Genomic DNA, 16,053 nt, shown 5'->3' with positions numbered 1-16,053 from the left:
ATGTTTTTTCAACACATTTTCGAATCATCTTTAGCACATTCGAGTTATATCATTGGTTGTCAAGCCAAAGGTGTCGCTATTGTTATTGATCCTAAAAGAGATGTAGACACTTATCTGGAGATCGCAAAAAAGAACAATCTAACCATAACACATATCGCTGAAACACATATACATGCCGACTATCTCTCCGGCACACTTGAATTAATTGCATTAACAGGCGCCCAGCCCTATCTATCCGATGAGGGTGGAGAGAATTGGCAATATGAATTTCCACATATCGGACTAAAAGATGGTGATCAGTTTCAGGTTGGAAATCTAATTTTCAAAGTCGTTCATACACCTGGGCACACACCCGAGAGTATTAGCTTTGTATTGATCGATACACCGGCAACCATGGAACCTGTCATGATATTCACTGGGGATTTTGTATTTGTCGGTGATATAGGCCGTCCGGATCTGCTGGAAAATGCTGCTGGATTGGTTGGAACCAAAGAAATAGGTGCCCATCAGATGTTCAAGTCCATACAGTACTTCCTGACGCTACCTGATCATATTCAGGTATGGCCAGCCCATGGTGCTGGATCTGCCTGTGGAAAAGCACTGGGTGCCGTCCCCAGCTCAACGGTGGGTTATGAAAAAATACGCAACTGGGCGCTCCAATATCAAAATGATGAGCCCGCTTTTGTGAAAGAACTATTGGAAGGACAGCCGGAGCCACCACGCTATTTTGCCATGATGAAAAAACTCAACAAAATAACACGACCACTGCAAACCGAAGTTCCTCTGTACAACAAGTTAACAAACGAAACTTTTCTGGATTTATACCACAAAGGAACAACGGTCATTGATACACGCCACAAGTTTGACTTTGCCAAAGGATACCTCCCCAATAGCATCAATATTCAGAACAACAAAACGTTTAATACCTGGGCTGGCTGGATCCTTAATTACACGGATCCTTTTATACTCATTGTAGAAGAAAGCCAATTGGACGACATTGCCCGTAAGCTTATGCGTATAGGATTGGATCATGTAGCGGGCTATATTACACCTGATACCATTGCACAGCTTGAAATTACCTTGGCGCATCAGCAACTGATCGATTTTGAGGAGATGAATGCAGCATTGGAGAAACCCAACACGCAAATACTCGATGTGCGTAATACAAATGAATTTGCAGAAGGACATTTACCCCATGCAATACATCTCTTTGTTGGAACACTTGTAGACAATCTCCATAAAATTGACCCAAGCAAACAGCTTTATTTACATTGTCAATCTGGAGATCGGGCAACTATAGCGGCTTCCCTATTAGCACAAAACGGGATCAAGAACGTCAAAATCTATAGTCCTTCAATTAACGAGTGGAAAGCAAAAGGCGGAGTACTCGTTCAACACGAATAAGAACAGGTACTTACTTCCCCTGATCGGTTTTCAATACAGCTACATAGCTGATTCATACCTGCTTCGCGCCACATTCGAAAATTCGCTATCGATTCTATACTGATCCTCCACCGGTTTCTTACTAAATGAGTAGAGGATCAGTAAAAAATGAACAAATGTTCCGAAGCAAATGCCAACAAAAGCCGAACCTATAAACTATTTCTGCTGATGCGCAAAAATTCTATCGCCTCATCCTTCTTCTCTTCCATTTTACCTTTCTTCTCGACAAATTGATGGTTATAGATAGTCAAATACTGATGATCGTCGGTATCCGACTCATAAACTTCTGCCGTAGCGAACGAAAGATGCTGTTCCTCGTCAGAAAGATGGTCGTATACATAGGCAAAATCATGATTTCCCAACGAGCTCGCAACAGCTTCCTTATCATCCACAAATTTTAACCTCCCTGGCAATGCACGTTTAGTCATCCATACTTCATCCTTTTCAGAAAACGGATAGATAGTGATACCGCGGAAGGCCATGATGATTGGTGTAATCAGAATAATCCCCATCTCAATCGCCCAAACTGCCCATAACATTCCGCCGGAAACCGGACTTTTTTTCAAAGTAAATGTTCCAACCTCGTTCAATCCTTGCATCGCCTCCCAAATAAATGAGGGATGTAAGAAAAATGCTTTAAATCCCTCCAGATTAAAAGAAGATTTTACCCAAGTGTCTCCTCCCATGGTACCTTCAGCATTATACATCAAGGACACAAATAAAGCCCACTGCGCATAGAAGCCTAAAATGGCAATCAATAAAGTAATCAGAATGGCAAGCCCTTTATTTCTTAATTTCCATTGTTTGAAACAGAAATTAAGAACATAGAATATTCCTGCACCAAATCCCAATGTGATAAATACATTAAAATAAATAATAGGAATAAACCATTGCAAAGCGATGTAGACAATTGCCAAGATAACTGCACCGATGGTACCTAGCACAAGAGAGCCTATTAATGCCAATGCTGGAGCCTTTCCCGAGGGCTTATAATATAGATTTTCCATAAAAAAAAGTAAAATTGATTTTTAACTCAACAGATAAATCCCCCAACCAAAACCAGGCCAATTCTTATTAGACAGGGAAATTTTCGTCAAGATTTGATGACATTTAAAACCGACATCTTCTTTAAGTGCCATTTATTGAGACAATTTTGTAAGTTTGGAGCATGAAAATCAAAATTATATCCTTTTTTACACTTGCTTGTGTATTAAATATTTGGGGGGCAACAGTGAAGGCCCAAAGAAAAGGATTCTGGCAACAGAAAGTTGACTATAACATGGACGTCAACGTGGATGAAAAAGCATACCAATACGATGGAAAAATGACCTTGAAGTATAGTAATAATTCAGGTCAACCGTTGAAAAAAGTGTACTTTCATCTATATTTCAATGCTTTTCAACCAGGATCGATGATGGATTACCGCTTGAAAAACATCAGTGATCCCGACAAGCGAATGGTCACTAATTTAGGTACAAAAGAAAAACCAATATATCAGAGCCGTATCGGCGAGCTTAAGGCCAATCAAATTGGTTATCAAAAAATCAAGAGCCTAACAATGAACGGGGCCAACACCTCGTTCAAGGTAGATGGAACGATTTTGGAAGTCACTTTACCAACGGCGATCGAAGACGGCGAAACAGCCAGTTTCAACATGGAATGGACCGCCCAAGTTCCAGAGCAAATTAGACGAACTGGTCGAAATTCTGCGGAAGGAGTAGCACTTTCTATGGCACAATGGTACCCAAAAATGGCTCAATTTGATGAATTCGGGTGGCACTTAGACGAATATACCGGTCGTGAATTCATTGCTCCTTTTGGCAATTTTGACGTAACCATACACCTCAACAAAAATTATGTCGTCGGTGCCTCTGGTGTTCTTCAAAATCCGTCGGATGTCAAAGGTTATCAACAGAAAGCGAAAGTAAAAGCAGTCGACAATAAAGCAACCTGGCACTATAAGGCTCAAAATATTCATGATTTTGTATGGGCTGCAGACCCAAAATTTGTCGTAGATTCTGCTTCAAGTAAAAATGGTATAAAAGTCTATACAGTTTTCTTGCCAACAGATAAAGAAGTTATTTCAAATTGGAAAACAGCAATAGGACTCTCCACCGAGTTCTTTGACTTCTGTAGTGCCAAATTCGGCAAATACCCATGGCCTACCTATACCATTATCCAAGGGGGCGATGGAGGAATGGAGTATGGCACCGCGACACTTATCACAGGTGGCCGAAATCTAAAAAGCCTTGTCGGGGTAATATTTCATGAATCTGCACATTCATGGTATCAACAATTATTCGGTATCAATGAAACAGTCGACGAATGGTTTGATGAAGGTTTCACTTCTTATGTAGAAGAGCTAGCGATGCAGCATATCTTTGAAAAAAGAGGCGCCATTGCGTCCAATCCACAAATTGCAGCTTACCGTGCATACTATAAATTGGCACTTTCAGGCAAAGAAGAGCCGATGAGCCTGCTTGCAGATTACTACAATACCAACTATGGCTACAGCAACGAAGCCTACAATAAAGGCGCCGTACTTGCCGAACAGCTGGGCTACATTATTGGTCAGGAAAATTTAGAGAAAACGTTCCTGAAATTTTATGACAACTGGAAATTTAAACATCCTACCCCAAATGATTTCAAACGCGTTGCCGAAGAAGTTTCAGGTATGAACCTAAAATGGTATTTCAACTTGTTTATCAATACAACACGTCAAATTGATTACGCGATTGAAAAAGTATCTGACACGGAAATTCAACTGGCCAATAAGTCAAACTTTGCCATGCCTTTGGATGTTTTAGTCGAGTACACCGATGGAAGCAAGGAGCTCTTCTATATCCCTTTACGTGAAATGCGCGGAGAAAAACCTGAAGAGCAATTTGACATCTATAAAGGCGTTAAGCGAACTGTACTTAAGGATTGGTTCTGGACCAAACCTGATTATACCATCCATATATCGAAAACGCCTAAACAGGTAACCATTGATCCTTCATTGCGTTTAGCTGATGTAGAATCTGCAAATAACAGTTTTAACAAATAAGCCAAGTATCGCTTATTTCTCTAAATAGATCGCTCCATAAGAAACAGCCTCGAGTCTGGACAGTATATTTCCAGACTCGAGGCCAATCAACATATATCCGAAATAACAATCCTGTTTTGTTTCAAAATGGTGGCACTCTATTCCCATTCAATATCACCAACAATAGGTTCAGGGAATATCATTTTCTTAGGCTCCTTCTCCTTGTACTCCATTAAAAGCTGGTCGTCCTGAACATGAAATGTCTGCAAGATATCCGTCGCATAATCTAAGCTGTGATTCGAGGCTATAATATCTTTGTTAATCGTATTCCCAAGATGATACTGAGCGGTCCCTATGACGAGGATTAAGCTCTTCGGATAAAATTCCAATGGTATTTTCACTTTCTGCTCCCTTGGGTCTTCTTCAGGAGAAATTAATGCAGTTTTTGTTCCACGTTGATAGAGGACCTTACTTGGGTTTTCCAAATCGGCAACTACTACATAGAATGTAATACCTAGCTGAACTGATCGTTCTGGAAACTTTCTTAAGCGTCCTTTTTTATCTTCAGGTAACGTTATGTGAACCTGCCGATCAGGAATATCCAGAGAAATAATAGGATTCCAAGCAAGTAAAGAATCCCAACCTATACGTTTGCTGAGCCGGAATCCATTGAGTAGGTGCACATGCGTATAGCCAATTTTACCTTCCTTGAGCATATTGAGATTCTTAGTTCGGATGGTGACCAAAATACGCAACAATCGTCGATATACTTCGCCCCCTGTTAACCACGGATTGATCGCTTGCATGGCCCGATATAATCTGGACGCTAATTTGCTCATATCGCCAAAACCCGTACCCGATAAAACACTATTTGCACTCAGCTGATAATCGGCACCTCTTTTCCTCAGTTTCTTTGCAATTACCTCTTTGAATAACTCCTTCATGAATTAGATTTATATATTGGTATGTTTTACGCTTTAAATCTTGACAACAAGATAAAAAATAACTATCTTGTTGTCAAGAGCTGTCTGTTCTGTATAGCAATCCTTTCATACATAAATTTCCAGCACCTATACTAGACACAAGTGAGAGGAAGTCCGCCAAAGTCTGCCAAAGTCCGTCGAAGTCCGGCTTACCAAGAACTGAACAAGGGCTTAACCAACCTACTGACTTAAGGACAATTCTTAGCATCCAAAGCCAAGCGGAGAACTCGATGTAAAAGAAGAAAAAATTCGATTAGGAGGTGAAGTTGAGATGGTCTTGGTATATTTGTCTCCATGATTTATGTCCACATTCCCTTCTGTAAACAGGCCTGTCATTATTGTGACTTCCATTTCAGCACTTCACTGCAATATAAAAGTGAAATGATCAATGCATTATTACAGGAAATTGAACTTAGGGCACCCTATCTGGAAGATAAAAAGATTGAATCAATTTATTTCGGAGGTGGCACTCCCTCTCTTCTGGGAGGAGACGAAATAGCACAAATCATTGATACTATTGCAAAACATTTTGATATCGCCAACAATGCCGAGATCACCCTGGAAGCAAATCCAGATGACCTGAATCAGGCAAAAGTAAAAAGCCTCAGGAATACCCCCATCAACCGATTCAGCATCGGGATACAATCCTTCTTTGAAGAAGACCTCAAGTGGATGAACAGAGCCCATAACCAACAAGAAGCAACCGCTTCAATTATGCGGGTGCAGGATGCAGGTTTTGAAAATATTACCTGTGATCTCATCTACGGTTTCCCATTACTAACTGATGAAAAATGGCGCCACAATATGCAGCAGCTAATTGACTTTGCAATTCCCCATATTTCTTCTTATTCCATGACAGTAGAAAGCAAAACAGCATTGGATCACTTCATCAAAAAAGGCATAAGTCCCGCTATTGATTCAGATCAGGCTGCAGATCAAATGAACATTCTCATCAATACATTGAAAGCAGCAGGATACGAACAGTATGAAATTTCAAATTTTGCAAAAAATGGGCACTATGCCCGTCACAATACAAATTATTGGAAAGGCAAACATTATCTTGGCATTGGCCCCTCAGCGCATTCTTTCAATGGTACCTCTAGATCCTGGAATATATCCAACAATGCAAAATACATCTCTTCCATTCATTCAAATCAGCCTCCTTTGGAAGTAGAACAGCTGTCGACCTTGGACCAGATCAATGAGTGTATCATGACATCACTTAGAACAATGTGGGGCCTTGATTTAACCGTGCTGGAATATAAATTTGGACAGTCTGTTAAAAATAGAGTATTAGCAGATGCAGACCCATTCATAGCCGAAAAAAATCTTGTTATGAAGGAAAACAAATTGTGTTTAACGGATACTGGGAAATTGATGGCAGATCATATTATGTCAGACTTGTTTATTATAGAAGATTAGCAACAAAACATATTAAATATTAATAAAAGCATAATAGTAAGACTAAAATAACATAAAAAATTGCTAAAATGAAAATATAACTCATTTTTTCATACAGTTTGTGCTATGTTTGCAACATAATCTATTATAAAATTATTATGTCACACAAGCCATCTTTTGACGAGGAAATCAAAAGTTATCAAGCACAACAAAATGCTGCAGTAAGCTTAATCCAAATTGTTAGCAACCTATGGTACAACCAAGCTGTCGAACTTGTCTTTTTTAGAAATCAGCTCATTGATGTAAAATCCAGTTCAATTCTCAACTTACTCAGCGAAAGCACTGTTCTTGCGGAAAAACCATTAAACATATTTGAAATACTCCACGCCGCTCAGGCCTTGGAGAGATTACCGCTTTCTCCCGCACGTATTGATATTGGAAAACTAGCCTTGCAGATCAAGAAATACCATGTTGACCATGCACAGCTTGTCAATTTTATCAGAGACGAGTTAAAGGGCATTAACCAGCAACAGGAATTAAAACCACGAGATGTTGTGCTCTATGGATTTGGACGTATTGGTCGTTTACTTGCCCGTGAACTTATAAACAAAGCGGGCTCAGGACAACAGCTTCGCCTGCGCGCTATTGTAACACGGGATGCAAACGATGCCAAATCTCTCTTGAAGCGGGCAACATTATTAAAAACTGATTCGATACACGGTGAATTTGAAGGAAAAGTACGGGTAGACGCAGAAAATCAATCACTTATTATTAATGGTATAACTGTTCACCTCATCTCAGCCAAACAACCCGAAGATATCGATTATACAGCGTACGGTATACAGGATGCTTTAGTCATTGACAATACCGGAGCGTTCCGAGATAAGCAAGAGCTCAGTCGTCATTTGTTGTCTAAAGGCACCCTTCAAGTTCTATTAACAGCTCCTGGAAAAGGCATTCCAAATATCGTTTATGCTGTCAATGAAAAAGATATTGATCTACAAGAACAGCATATATTTTCTGCAGCTTCTTGTACCACCAATGCAATCTCCCCTATTCTGGCGGTTCTGGAAAATAAAATAGGCATTGAAAAAGGCCATATTGAGACCATACATTCATACACAAATGATCAGAATCTTGTAGATAATATGCACAAGAAATCTAGACGTGGGCGTGCCGCTGCACTGAATATGGTGATTACAGAGACTGGCGCCGGCAGCGCTGTTTCAAAAGTACTCCCCTCATTGGCCGGTAAGCTGACCTCTAACGCCATTCGTGTCCCCGTCCCAAATGGATCATTGGCTATTTTAAATCTTGAAACAAAATCTAAAATAACTGTCGACGAGATAAATGAGCTTTTAAGAGCGGCTTCATTTCATGGCGAGCTCGTTGAACAGATTAAATTTTCTAAGGACAATGAGCTCGTTTCTTCAGATATCATTGGTAGTACTGCTGCTTCAATTGTTGATGCCCCCGCTACTATTGTTTCTGCCGACGGCAGAAACGTCATTCTGTATGTTTGGTATGACAATGAGTATGGATATTCACACCAAGTTATGCGTTTGTCACGCCATATCACGGGTGTGAGAAGGTACACTTACTATTAACAGGCAATCCTAAAAGATATAAAAGGCGACGACATAGCTAGCCATGGTCGGAAGATTCTGCTTCCGACTTTTTTATATTTACATCATTGCCCTTAAGATATTTCATAATAATCTGCGTTGCACCGGCTTTCTGTAATACATACGCGCGAGCCAATTTGCCTGCTTCTTGACAAGTAGACTGATCCTGTAGTGTGCAAAATACGCTCTTCAGTTCTTTACTATTTGAAATAGAAAAACCAGAGCCATTTTCGACAAGATCTTTAGCTTCTTGAAATTTTTTGAAATTAGGACCAAAAAGAACGGGAATGCCATAAGTTGCCGCTTCAAGCGTATTGTGTATGCCTACACCAAACCCTCCCCCGATATAGGCCATTTGACCATAACCATAAAGGGAAGATAACATGCCAATATTATCAATAACGAGCACATTTGATTCCGCCAATACTGTAGAACTATAAGTTGCCATTTTGGAAAAACGTAGTGCCGCTGGCCAAAGATTAAAAATACTCGCCAGGTGCGATTCATTAATTTCATGTGGCGCTAAGATCAATTTATAATTGGAATAATCCTGAAACAATTCCTGCAAAATCTGTTCGTCTTCTGGCCAAGTACTTCCCGCAACCAAAATAGGGCGATCTCCGATAAACTGTACTATTTCAGGAATCATCTGCCTATTTTTAGGAAGGTTCACAACACGGTCAAACCGGGTGTCCCCTGCGAGGCTCGCATTTCTTATCCCAAATTCCTTTAGTAGACGTACACTTTCCTCATTTTGGACAAAAAAATAGGTCACATAACTTAAAATTTTTAGAAAGAAAGTTCCGTACGCTTGGAAGAAAATCTGTTCAGGTCGAAAAATGGCAGAAATTAAATAAAGTGGAATGGAGCGCCTATGTAGACCTTCAAAAAAATAATACCAATATTCATACTTGGTAAACAGAACAAAACTCGGATTTACAAGATCTAAGAATAACCGCGCATTCTTCGCTGTATCATAAGGGAGATAAAAAACGTAATCTGCCAGATTTGTATTTTTGCGGATTTCATAGCCAGAAGGGGAATAAAATGTTACAATAATTTTATGCTCCAAATAATAATTTTTCACCGCCTCCAATACTGGTCGCCCTTGCTCAAATTCACCCAATGAAGCAAAATGAAACCAGATATGTTTTTGGGAGGAATCAACCGTTTGTTTCATCTTGGAATACCAGTCTTTTCGCCCCTTTACCATCAGTCTTGCTTTGGCATGAAAAGGGGTCAAAAGACGCAGTAACAGTCCATAAAGAACGATTCCAATTGAATAAAGCAAACGCATGTTTTTAAAATAATGTTTATCTTAGTCAAAGATATTAAACCCATTTCATTAAAAGGAACCATTGAGTGGAAAATAAACATCGCAAGCGAATTTTGATAACAGGTGCAGCAGGCTTCCTAGGTTCCCATCTTTGCGATCGCTTTATTGCAGAAGATTATGATGTCATTGGGATGGACAACTTGATTACCGGAGACCTACAGAACATTGCACATTTATTCAAATTGGAAAATTTTGACTTCTATCATCACGATGTATCAAAATTTGTCCATGTCCCCGGACATCTGGATTATATCTTACACTTTGCGTCGCCGGCAAGTCCTGTCGATTACCTTAAGATCCCAATACAAACACTGAAAGTTGGATCCTTAGGCACGCATAACCTCCTCGGATTAGCACGCGCAAAACAAGCGCGCATATTGGTCGCATCTACTTCAGAAGTTTATGGAGACCCACTAGTCTCTCCTCAATCCGAAAACTACTGGGGCAATGTAAACCCCGTAGGACCTCGCGGAGTATATGATGAAGCTAAACGTTTCCAAGAAGCAATAACCATGGCTTATCACAACGCCCATGGTTTGGATACCCGTATTGTCAGAATATTTAACACCTTTGGTTCAAGAATGCGCCTCAATGATGGTCGAGCTATCCCGACATTCATCGCTCAGGCCATACGTGGAGAGGATATCACCATTTTTGGAGACGGTTCACAGACACGATCATTTTGCTATATCGACGATCAAATCGAAGGCATCTATCGATTGTTGCACTCTGATTGTGTAAATCCCATCAATATTGGCAATCCCGACGAAATTACCTTGCTCCAATTGGCCAAAGAAATCATAGCATTAACAGGAAGTTCAAGTAAAATTACTTACGAAGCTTTACCGGTCGATGACCCTAAACAACGGAAACCCGACATTGGAATGGCTAGATTAAAATTAGCTTGGCAACCTGAGATAGACCGCAAAACAGGATTAAAAAAGACCATTGAATTTTACAAAGAGATTCCTTTGGAGAACTTATCACATAAAGACTTTACTTACTATAATCAACAATAATGAACAAAAAAATATTAGTCACAGGGGGAACGGGTTATATCGGTTCACACACAGTAGTTGAACTTCATCAAGCAGGATATGTTCCTGTTATTGTCGATGATCTATCGAATTCAAATATTAAAATTTTAGATCAGATCGAGAAGATTATTGGTGTTAGACCCGAATTCCATCAATTCGATCTTTGTGACACAGACAAAGTCAATGATTTTGTGAAAAACAATACGGACATTTCAGGCATTATCCATTTTGCGGCATCTAAAGCTGTCGGTGAATCGGTGCAAAAACCATTAAAGTATTACCACAACAATTTCTTTTCATTAATCAACTTGTTGGAAGCTTATCAAAATAAACCGATTAATTTCGTATTCTCTTCAAGCTGTACTGTATACGGTGAGCCCGACTACCTGCCTGTCGATGAAAGTGCTCCTGTTAAAAAGGCGACTTCCCCATACGGGAACACCAAACAAATCGCAGAAGAAATATTACAAGAAACTGCTTCGGCATATGACAACTATAATATTATTGCATTACGTTACTTCAATCCAGTTGGAGCACATGAATCCGCTTTAATCGGCGAATTACCAAATGGTGTACCGCAAAATCTATTGCCTTTCATCACGCAGACCGCAATTGGAAAAAGAGAAAAACTAACCGTTTTTGGGTCAGATTATGATACCCCAGATGGCTCTTGCATCCGCGATTATATCCATGTAGTTGATCTAGCCAAAGCGCATGTTGCAGCCATAAAATTATTGGAACAAGGTAACCCAAATGGAAAATACGATGTATTCAATGTGGGAACCGGAAATGGATATTCTGTTCTTGAAGCGATTAAAGCATTTGAAAAGGCCTCTGGACAGAAATTAAATTACGAATTTGGTCCTCGCCGTGATGGAGATATTATCAAAGTATACGGTGATGTCACTAAATCAGCCAATCAGCTGCATTGGAAAGCAGCTCTCGGCATTGACGAAATGATGGCCTCTGCTTGGGCCTGGGAAAAAAATCTACAGGAAAATCCCCTGGATTAAAAATAAAAAAACGTCCAATGTCGCCGACATTGGACGTTTCCTATTGCGCATTTTTCTATTGATGCCCGCGATTACGGATAATTAAAATCCTTATACAAACTCCTTATCTGAAATATATTCCATCAGTACACTAGCTCGGTCCCCAAGTTTCTTTTTTAGACGCTGCATTGATTTTTTTATGGCATCAGGAGTAACACCTAGGACATTGGCAACTTCCTTATTATTTAGTCCCAATTTCATAAGCACAATGACACGCAAATTAGATTCGGTGATATCGGAAAATTTAGATTGTATATCCTGAAGTAAATTTGGGAATTCTTTTACAATCAATAATTTAAATTCCTGCCATTTCTCATCAGTAATAAGATGCGACTGTAGCAACGTTTTTAGTTCATCACGGTCCTTTTCAACCACATTCCCTTTTTCCTCAAGCATCGCTGAAAGCACATTTATCTGTTCATTATTCCTCTTGAGGTAAGCGACATACTCTTCCACCTGGCTTTTGGAACTCACCAATTCCCTATCCAATTCAGCCTTCGTATATTTTAAATTAAGAAGCTGATATTCATAATCACGTATCCGTTTTCTAGCACGGGATCGTACAGCATTGTATATAAAAAAGAATAACACCAGTACCAATAAACTTACGATCAGCCATAGTCGTCTTTCCGCTTGTTTTTTCTTAATAACAGCTTGTGCCAGCGATAATTTATCGGCATACTTTTGCTTGTCAGCCATAAACTTCAATTGGGACAATACCGGATCGCCATCTAAAAAGCGTAAGGAATCTTGGAGGCGTTCAATCCGTCTTCGCGCATTCAGCTCACGCCCCATATCCCGGCTTTGAATAGCCAAATTCAGCTTGTGAATCTCTAGTTCAAGTATCGTCTTCTTATCGTCCGAACCAGACAAAAGAGATTCAGTCTCCGCTATCATTTGTCGGACATCTTTAGTTTCCTTACTCGCGATGGTTAAACGAATCCGCATCATTAAGGCAAAGATTGTGTTTCGGTCATTACCAAGAGATCTTGAAATTTCAAGATCCTTATCTAGCAACAATAAAGCCTTACGATAATCCTTCATGCCTTCAAATACCGCAGCCTGGTTACCCAAAATCTTTGCATAACGCAACGAGTCATTTTCAGAAAGAGCCAGAGTTTGAGCCAGCTCAAAATTTCTCATTGCCTGCAGCGTATCCCCACCGCTCTTTAACGTCAATACACCTAAATTGTCTAAAATTTCGGCTTTTAATCTTGGTGAAATTTGTTCCTGTTGCTGCCCTAAATTTAGGTATTTGATTCCAGAGGTATAATCGCCTAAGGTTCCAAAAAAATAACCGAGCTTCTTATAGGTTTGTGTTAGGTCTAAAACAAGTTCTTTGGGGATATCTTCCAGCCCTTTTTCTCCTTCCAAGATAAAAGGTAATGCTTCGGAAGCTTTCAGACATCGATATAGATAAAATCCGTACATCACTTTAACCCAAGCTCGTACATTTTGGTAGCTATATCCTTCTTCAAGACCCAGGGCTTTCAAATAGTATTTGTCACTAAAACTATTTCGTGCACCTTCATCATTAAAAGACTGATCCGCCAGCAGACAATAATAAATTGCCAAAAGTGCCTTATCATTTTTTCGTACCGCTTGGCTAAAATATGGTGCTAGATATTTACTTAAGGTTAGACTAGAGGTTTGATACTTTTCTGATTCCTTGATAATTGTTTCGTAAAAGTTCTTCTCTTCAACCGAGGAATTGGAGTCCATTAGATCCATCCCACAGACAACATGACGAGGCATGATTGTGAGGAAAAGAAGAAATAGAAGAAATCGAAACATATCGGTACAGGCATTGAATTTCGCAATAAAAATAAAAAATAATTTTAATTAAATCACCATAAGACAAAATCAACTCGCACAAACCATCCCTAGGATTAGAGCATCAATTATGGACTTAAACTCTCTCCGCTTAATAAAAGAATACAGTTCCAACCACTCCGCTATTGTTGCAGCATCGAACAAAACAGGCACATATTAGAAAAAACATCGTGCTATTCAAAAGGGAGCAAATCAGTCATTTCATATAGATAATTATTCAGCATCAAAATGATAAATTCGATTTGGTGTAATTGCCTGCGTTAATTGTACATCGTATTTATTTTTATCCCAAATAACATCAATTGGGTCAAAAAAGGATAATCCAACACGCTGTACATCGACTCTACAACTAGCGAAAAAGCGGTCATAAAATCCCTTCCCATATCCCACTCTATAACCAAAAAGATCAAAGATTAACAAGGGGACTATAATCATATCAATTGCTGATGAAGCCACCTGAGCACCCGATATTGGCTCAGAAATACCCCATTTATTCGTTTCAAATATGGTATGTTGATCCAATATATAGTGTTGCATCGAACAATCTTCAAAGTTAGATCGGGAAACAACAATTTTTATTTGCGGAAAATGTTGCTGTACATAATTGATAATTGGATAAGTGTTCGGTTCGCGGTATTTTTCTATGGGAATAAAAATATGTAGAAACGCTATCTTTGAAAGATCAAGCTTTGTAAACTGAGAAAGAAGAAGTTCATTAAGTGCAATTTCGATGTCCAATGACAGCTGCAATCGTTTAATCTTATATTCCAATCTTAATTCCTTTTTTGATTTCATCTGTAAAATAATTATTTATTAAAACTAATCTCAATCCCCATTCAAAAGATCCTTTAGAGGCCATCATTTATGTCAATATTAGCCAAAAATAATATTCCTGCCATTCAATTGTATTTAAGGCAAAAAAGAAATTCTAATTCGAAACCGAAAAACTGGCACTCAAATCTATTCAAATACAAAAAAAACGGCCTTGTAGCGAGCGCTATCAAGACCGAATAATCAACCTAAACCTAAAATCTTTCTATTATTTTACGCGCTCGATATAATTACCAGTTTGCGTATCTACTCTTACTTTCTCACCTTGATTAATGAACAACGGCACCATAATCTCAACACCTGTCTCTACAGTCGCTTTTTTCAAAGCATTTGTAGAAGTATCTCCTTTTACAGCCGGTTCAGTATATGTAATTTCCAACTCTACACTTTTTGGAGCTTCTGCCATAATAGGCTCATCGCTTTCAAAAGCAATAATTACAGTCATTCCCTCTTTCAAGAAACGCGCTGAATCACCGAACAAAAATTTAGGAATATTAAATTGCTCGTATGTATTATTATCCATTACAACAAAGAAATCACCATCTTCATATAAATATTGATAATCGTTTGTTTCTACCCGAGCGATCTCTACAGATTCATCAACTCTAAAACGGTATTCAACTAACTTTCCAGTTTTAACATTACGCATTCTAGCTTGATAAAATGCACGTAAATTGCCCGGTGTACGGTGTATATATTCTTCTACGGATACTAGTTCTCCGTTAAATCTTAAGATATTTCCTGATTTTACCTCTGATGCCTTAGCCATTCTTTGAATTGAACTTTAAACGGTTATCTCATTATTGAGTCGTCAAAAGTACAAAAACTAATTGTGTTATTAAAATTTCATTCGCTACTTTTTAAAATCTACAATGGAAATAGTTTCATCGCAGAATTCATACTCTTTCTTTTGATTCGAACAGACAATAAATAATCTGGATGGCAACTTTGTACGATCTATCAAGCTAAGATACCATTGTTCACCCGCACTATCCAAATTACTTGTAGGTTCATCCAATAAAACTAGGTCAGATGCGGAACAGCAAGCTAGCGCCAGCTTTACACGCTGCCGCATACCTGATGAAAAAAAGCGTAGCTCTCTATCCAGCGCATGCTCCAATCCCAAAAGTTTGACGACAGTTTCTTTATCAAAAGAAGGAAGATAATTTTTAAATTTGAAATGAAAATCAATCAGCTCATTTAGGGTAAATTCCTCGATCAGTTCAACATAAGGAGCTGCAAGAGATAGTTGCTGATAGATATGATCTAAAGGAAGGATTTCGTCTCCATCTGTGTAGATCAGTTCACCCGATGAGGGTGTCAAACTACTTGAAAGCACTTTTAGAAAAGTAGATTTCCCTGAACCATTATGGCCAAGGATGGCATAACTCTTGCCGGACTCAAAGGTATAGTTTATATGCCTAAAAATCCATTCATTGTTATACCTCCTACCAATATCTTTTAATGTAATTTTCAAATTCACTAGA

Annotated in this window: 13 protein-coding genes; 6 read left to right on the top strand and 7 right to left on the bottom strand. The window is 39.0% G+C overall.

What is annotated here, in order from left to right; translation table 11 throughout:
* Positions 1-1,404: an MBL fold metallo-hydrolase gene (locus B3C94_RS10540; RefSeq protein ID WP_293903173.1), complete on the top strand. Its 1,404-nt coding sequence runs from the start codon at positions 1-3 to the stop codon at positions 1,402-1,404.
* 188 nt (positions 1,405-1,592) lie between these two features.
* On the opposite strand, the gene B3C94_RS10535 is transcribed toward B3C94_RS10540, so the two are convergent.
* Entirely contained in the window at positions 1,593-2,450 is an 858-nt protein-coding gene (locus B3C94_RS10535) for a hypothetical protein (protein ID WP_293903170.1), read from the bottom strand.
* A gap of 161 nt (positions 2,451-2,611) precedes the next feature.
* Between B3C94_RS10535 and B3C94_RS10530 the strand changes: the two genes are divergently transcribed.
* Positions 2,612-4,489 carry a M1 family metallopeptidase gene (locus B3C94_RS10530; protein ID WP_293903166.1) on the top strand — a complete coding sequence of 626 codons (1,878 nt, stop codon included), beginning with the start codon at positions 2,612-2,614 and terminating at the stop codon, positions 4,487-4,489.
* A 137-nt stretch (positions 4,490-4,626) separates the two neighbouring features.
* On the opposite strand, the gene B3C94_RS10525 is transcribed toward B3C94_RS10530, so the two are convergent.
* Positions 4,627-5,412: a hypothetical protein gene (locus tag B3C94_RS10525; protein ID WP_293903163.1), complete on the bottom strand. Its 786-nt coding sequence runs from the start codon at positions 5,410-5,412 to the stop codon at positions 4,627-4,629.
* A 333-nt stretch (positions 5,413-5,745) separates the two neighbouring features.
* On the opposite strand from B3C94_RS10525, the gene hemW reads away from it, so the two are divergent.
* Complete coding sequence (gene hemW, locus B3C94_RS10520; RefSeq protein ID WP_293903160.1) at positions 5,746-6,873, top strand: radical SAM family heme chaperone HemW; 1,128 nt, start codon at positions 5,746-5,748, stop codon at positions 6,871-6,873.
* Between the two features lie 137 nt (positions 6,874-7,010).
* Entirely contained in the window at positions 7,011-8,459 is a 1,449-nt protein-coding gene (locus tag B3C94_RS10515) for a glyceraldehyde-3-phosphate dehydrogenase (protein WP_293903157.1), read from the top strand.
* 37 nt (positions 8,460-8,496) lie between these two features.
* Here B3C94_RS10515 and B3C94_RS10510 read toward each other — a convergent pair whose 3' ends face one another.
* Positions 8,497-9,774 carry a 3-deoxy-D-manno-octulosonic acid transferase gene (locus B3C94_RS10510; RefSeq protein ID WP_293903154.1) on the bottom strand — a complete coding sequence of 426 codons (1,278 nt, stop codon included), beginning with the start codon at positions 9,772-9,774 and terminating at the stop codon, positions 8,497-8,499.
* 65 nt (positions 9,775-9,839) lie between these two features.
* Here B3C94_RS10510 and B3C94_RS10505 point away from each other — a divergent pair, with 65 nt between their 5' ends.
* Both B3C94_RS10505 and galE read left to right on the top strand, forming a co-directional pair.
* Complete coding sequence (locus tag B3C94_RS10505) at positions 9,840-10,832, top strand: UDP-glucuronic acid decarboxylase family protein (RefSeq protein WP_293903151.1); 993 nt, start codon at positions 9,840-9,842, stop codon at positions 10,830-10,832.
* Entirely contained in the window at positions 10,832-11,863 is a 1,032-nt protein-coding gene (gene galE, locus B3C94_RS10500) for a UDP-glucose 4-epimerase GalE (RefSeq protein ID WP_293903148.1), read from the top strand. Before B3C94_RS10505 ends, galE begins: the two co-directional genes overlap by 1 nt.
* Before the next feature lie 90 nt (positions 11,864-11,953).
* Here the strand turns inward: galE and B3C94_RS10495 are convergent, their stop codons facing one another.
* The 4 genes from B3C94_RS10495 to B3C94_RS10480 all read right to left on the bottom strand — a co-directional run bounded on the left by B3C94_RS10495 (position 11,954) and on the right by B3C94_RS10480 (position 16,049).
* On the bottom strand, positions 11,954-13,696 hold the full coding sequence (locus tag B3C94_RS10495; RefSeq protein ID WP_293903145.1) for a helix-turn-helix transcriptional regulator: 1,743 nt from the start codon (positions 13,694-13,696) through the stop codon (positions 11,954-11,956).
* Between the two features lie 252 nt (positions 13,697-13,948).
* Positions 13,949-14,530, bottom strand: a complete 582-nt coding sequence (locus B3C94_RS10490) for a 5-formyltetrahydrofolate cyclo-ligase (protein WP_293903142.1) — start codon at positions 14,528-14,530, stop codon at positions 13,949-13,951.
* Positions 14,531-14,774: 244 nt separating this feature from the next.
* Positions 14,775-15,335 (bottom strand): elongation factor P, encoded by a 561-nt coding sequence (gene efp / locus B3C94_RS10485; protein WP_293903139.1) that lies wholly within the window; start codon positions 15,333-15,335, stop codon positions 14,775-14,777.
* 84 nt (positions 15,336-15,419) lie between these two features.
* The gene (locus B3C94_RS10480) at positions 15,420-16,049 is read right to left on the bottom strand and encodes an ABC transporter ATP-binding protein (RefSeq protein WP_343556776.1); all 630 of its coding nucleotides are present in this window, start codon (positions 16,047-16,049) and stop codon (positions 15,420-15,422) included.
* Positions 16,050-16,053: the final 4 nt, after the last annotated feature.

It is taken from the genome of Sphingobacterium sp. UBA5670, assembly GCF_002420705.1.
In the GTDB taxonomy this organism is placed as follows: Bacteria; Bacteroidota; Bacteroidia; order Sphingobacteriales; family Sphingobacteriaceae; genus Sphingobacterium.
The sequence above is the reverse complement of the archived record's forward strand: the minus strand, read 5'-3'. Positions and strand labels throughout refer to the sequence as shown.

What these genes read in the sequence shown, in the direction of transcription:
- B3C94_RS10495 (WP_293903145.1), bottom strand. Translation starts at nt 13,696, where the DNA reads ATGTTTCGATTTCTTCTATTTCTTCTTTTCCTCACAATCATGCCTCGT.
- B3C94_RS10510 (WP_293903154.1), bottom strand. Translation starts at nt 9,774, where the DNA reads ATGCGTTTGCTTTATTCAATTGGAATCGTTCTTTATGGACTGTTACTG.
- galE (WP_293903148.1), top strand. Translation starts at nt 10,832, where the DNA reads ATGAACAAAAAAATATTAGTCACAGGGGGAACGGGTTATATCGGTTCA.
- B3C94_RS10535 (WP_293903170.1), bottom strand. Translation starts at nt 2,450, where the DNA reads ATGGAAAATCTATATTATAAGCCCTCGGGAAAGGCTCCAGCATTGGCA.
- B3C94_RS10530 (WP_293903166.1), top strand. Translation starts at nt 2,612, where the DNA reads ATGAAAATCAAAATTATATCCTTTTTTACACTTGCTTGTGTATTAAAT.
- B3C94_RS10515 (WP_293903157.1), top strand. Translation starts at nt 7,011, where the DNA reads ATGTCACACAAGCCATCTTTTGACGAGGAAATCAAAAGTTATCAAGCA.
- B3C94_RS10525 (WP_293903163.1), bottom strand. Translation starts at nt 5,412, where the DNA reads ATGAAGGAGTTATTCAAAGAGGTAATTGCAAAGAAACTGAGGAAAAGA.
- efp (WP_293903139.1), bottom strand. Translation starts at nt 15,335, where the DNA reads ATGGCTAAGGCATCAGAGGTAAAATCAGGAAATATCTTAAGATTTAAC.
- B3C94_RS10490 (WP_293903142.1), bottom strand. Translation starts at nt 14,530, where the DNA reads ATGAAATCAAAAAAGGAATTAAGATTGGAATATAAGATTAAACGATTG.
- hemW (WP_293903160.1), top strand. Translation starts at nt 5,746, where the DNA reads ATGATTTATGTCCACATTCCCTTCTGTAAACAGGCCTGTCATTATTGT.
- B3C94_RS10540 (WP_293903173.1), top strand. Translation starts at nt 1, where the DNA reads ATGTTTTTTCAACACATTTTCGAATCATCTTTAGCACATTCGAGTTAT.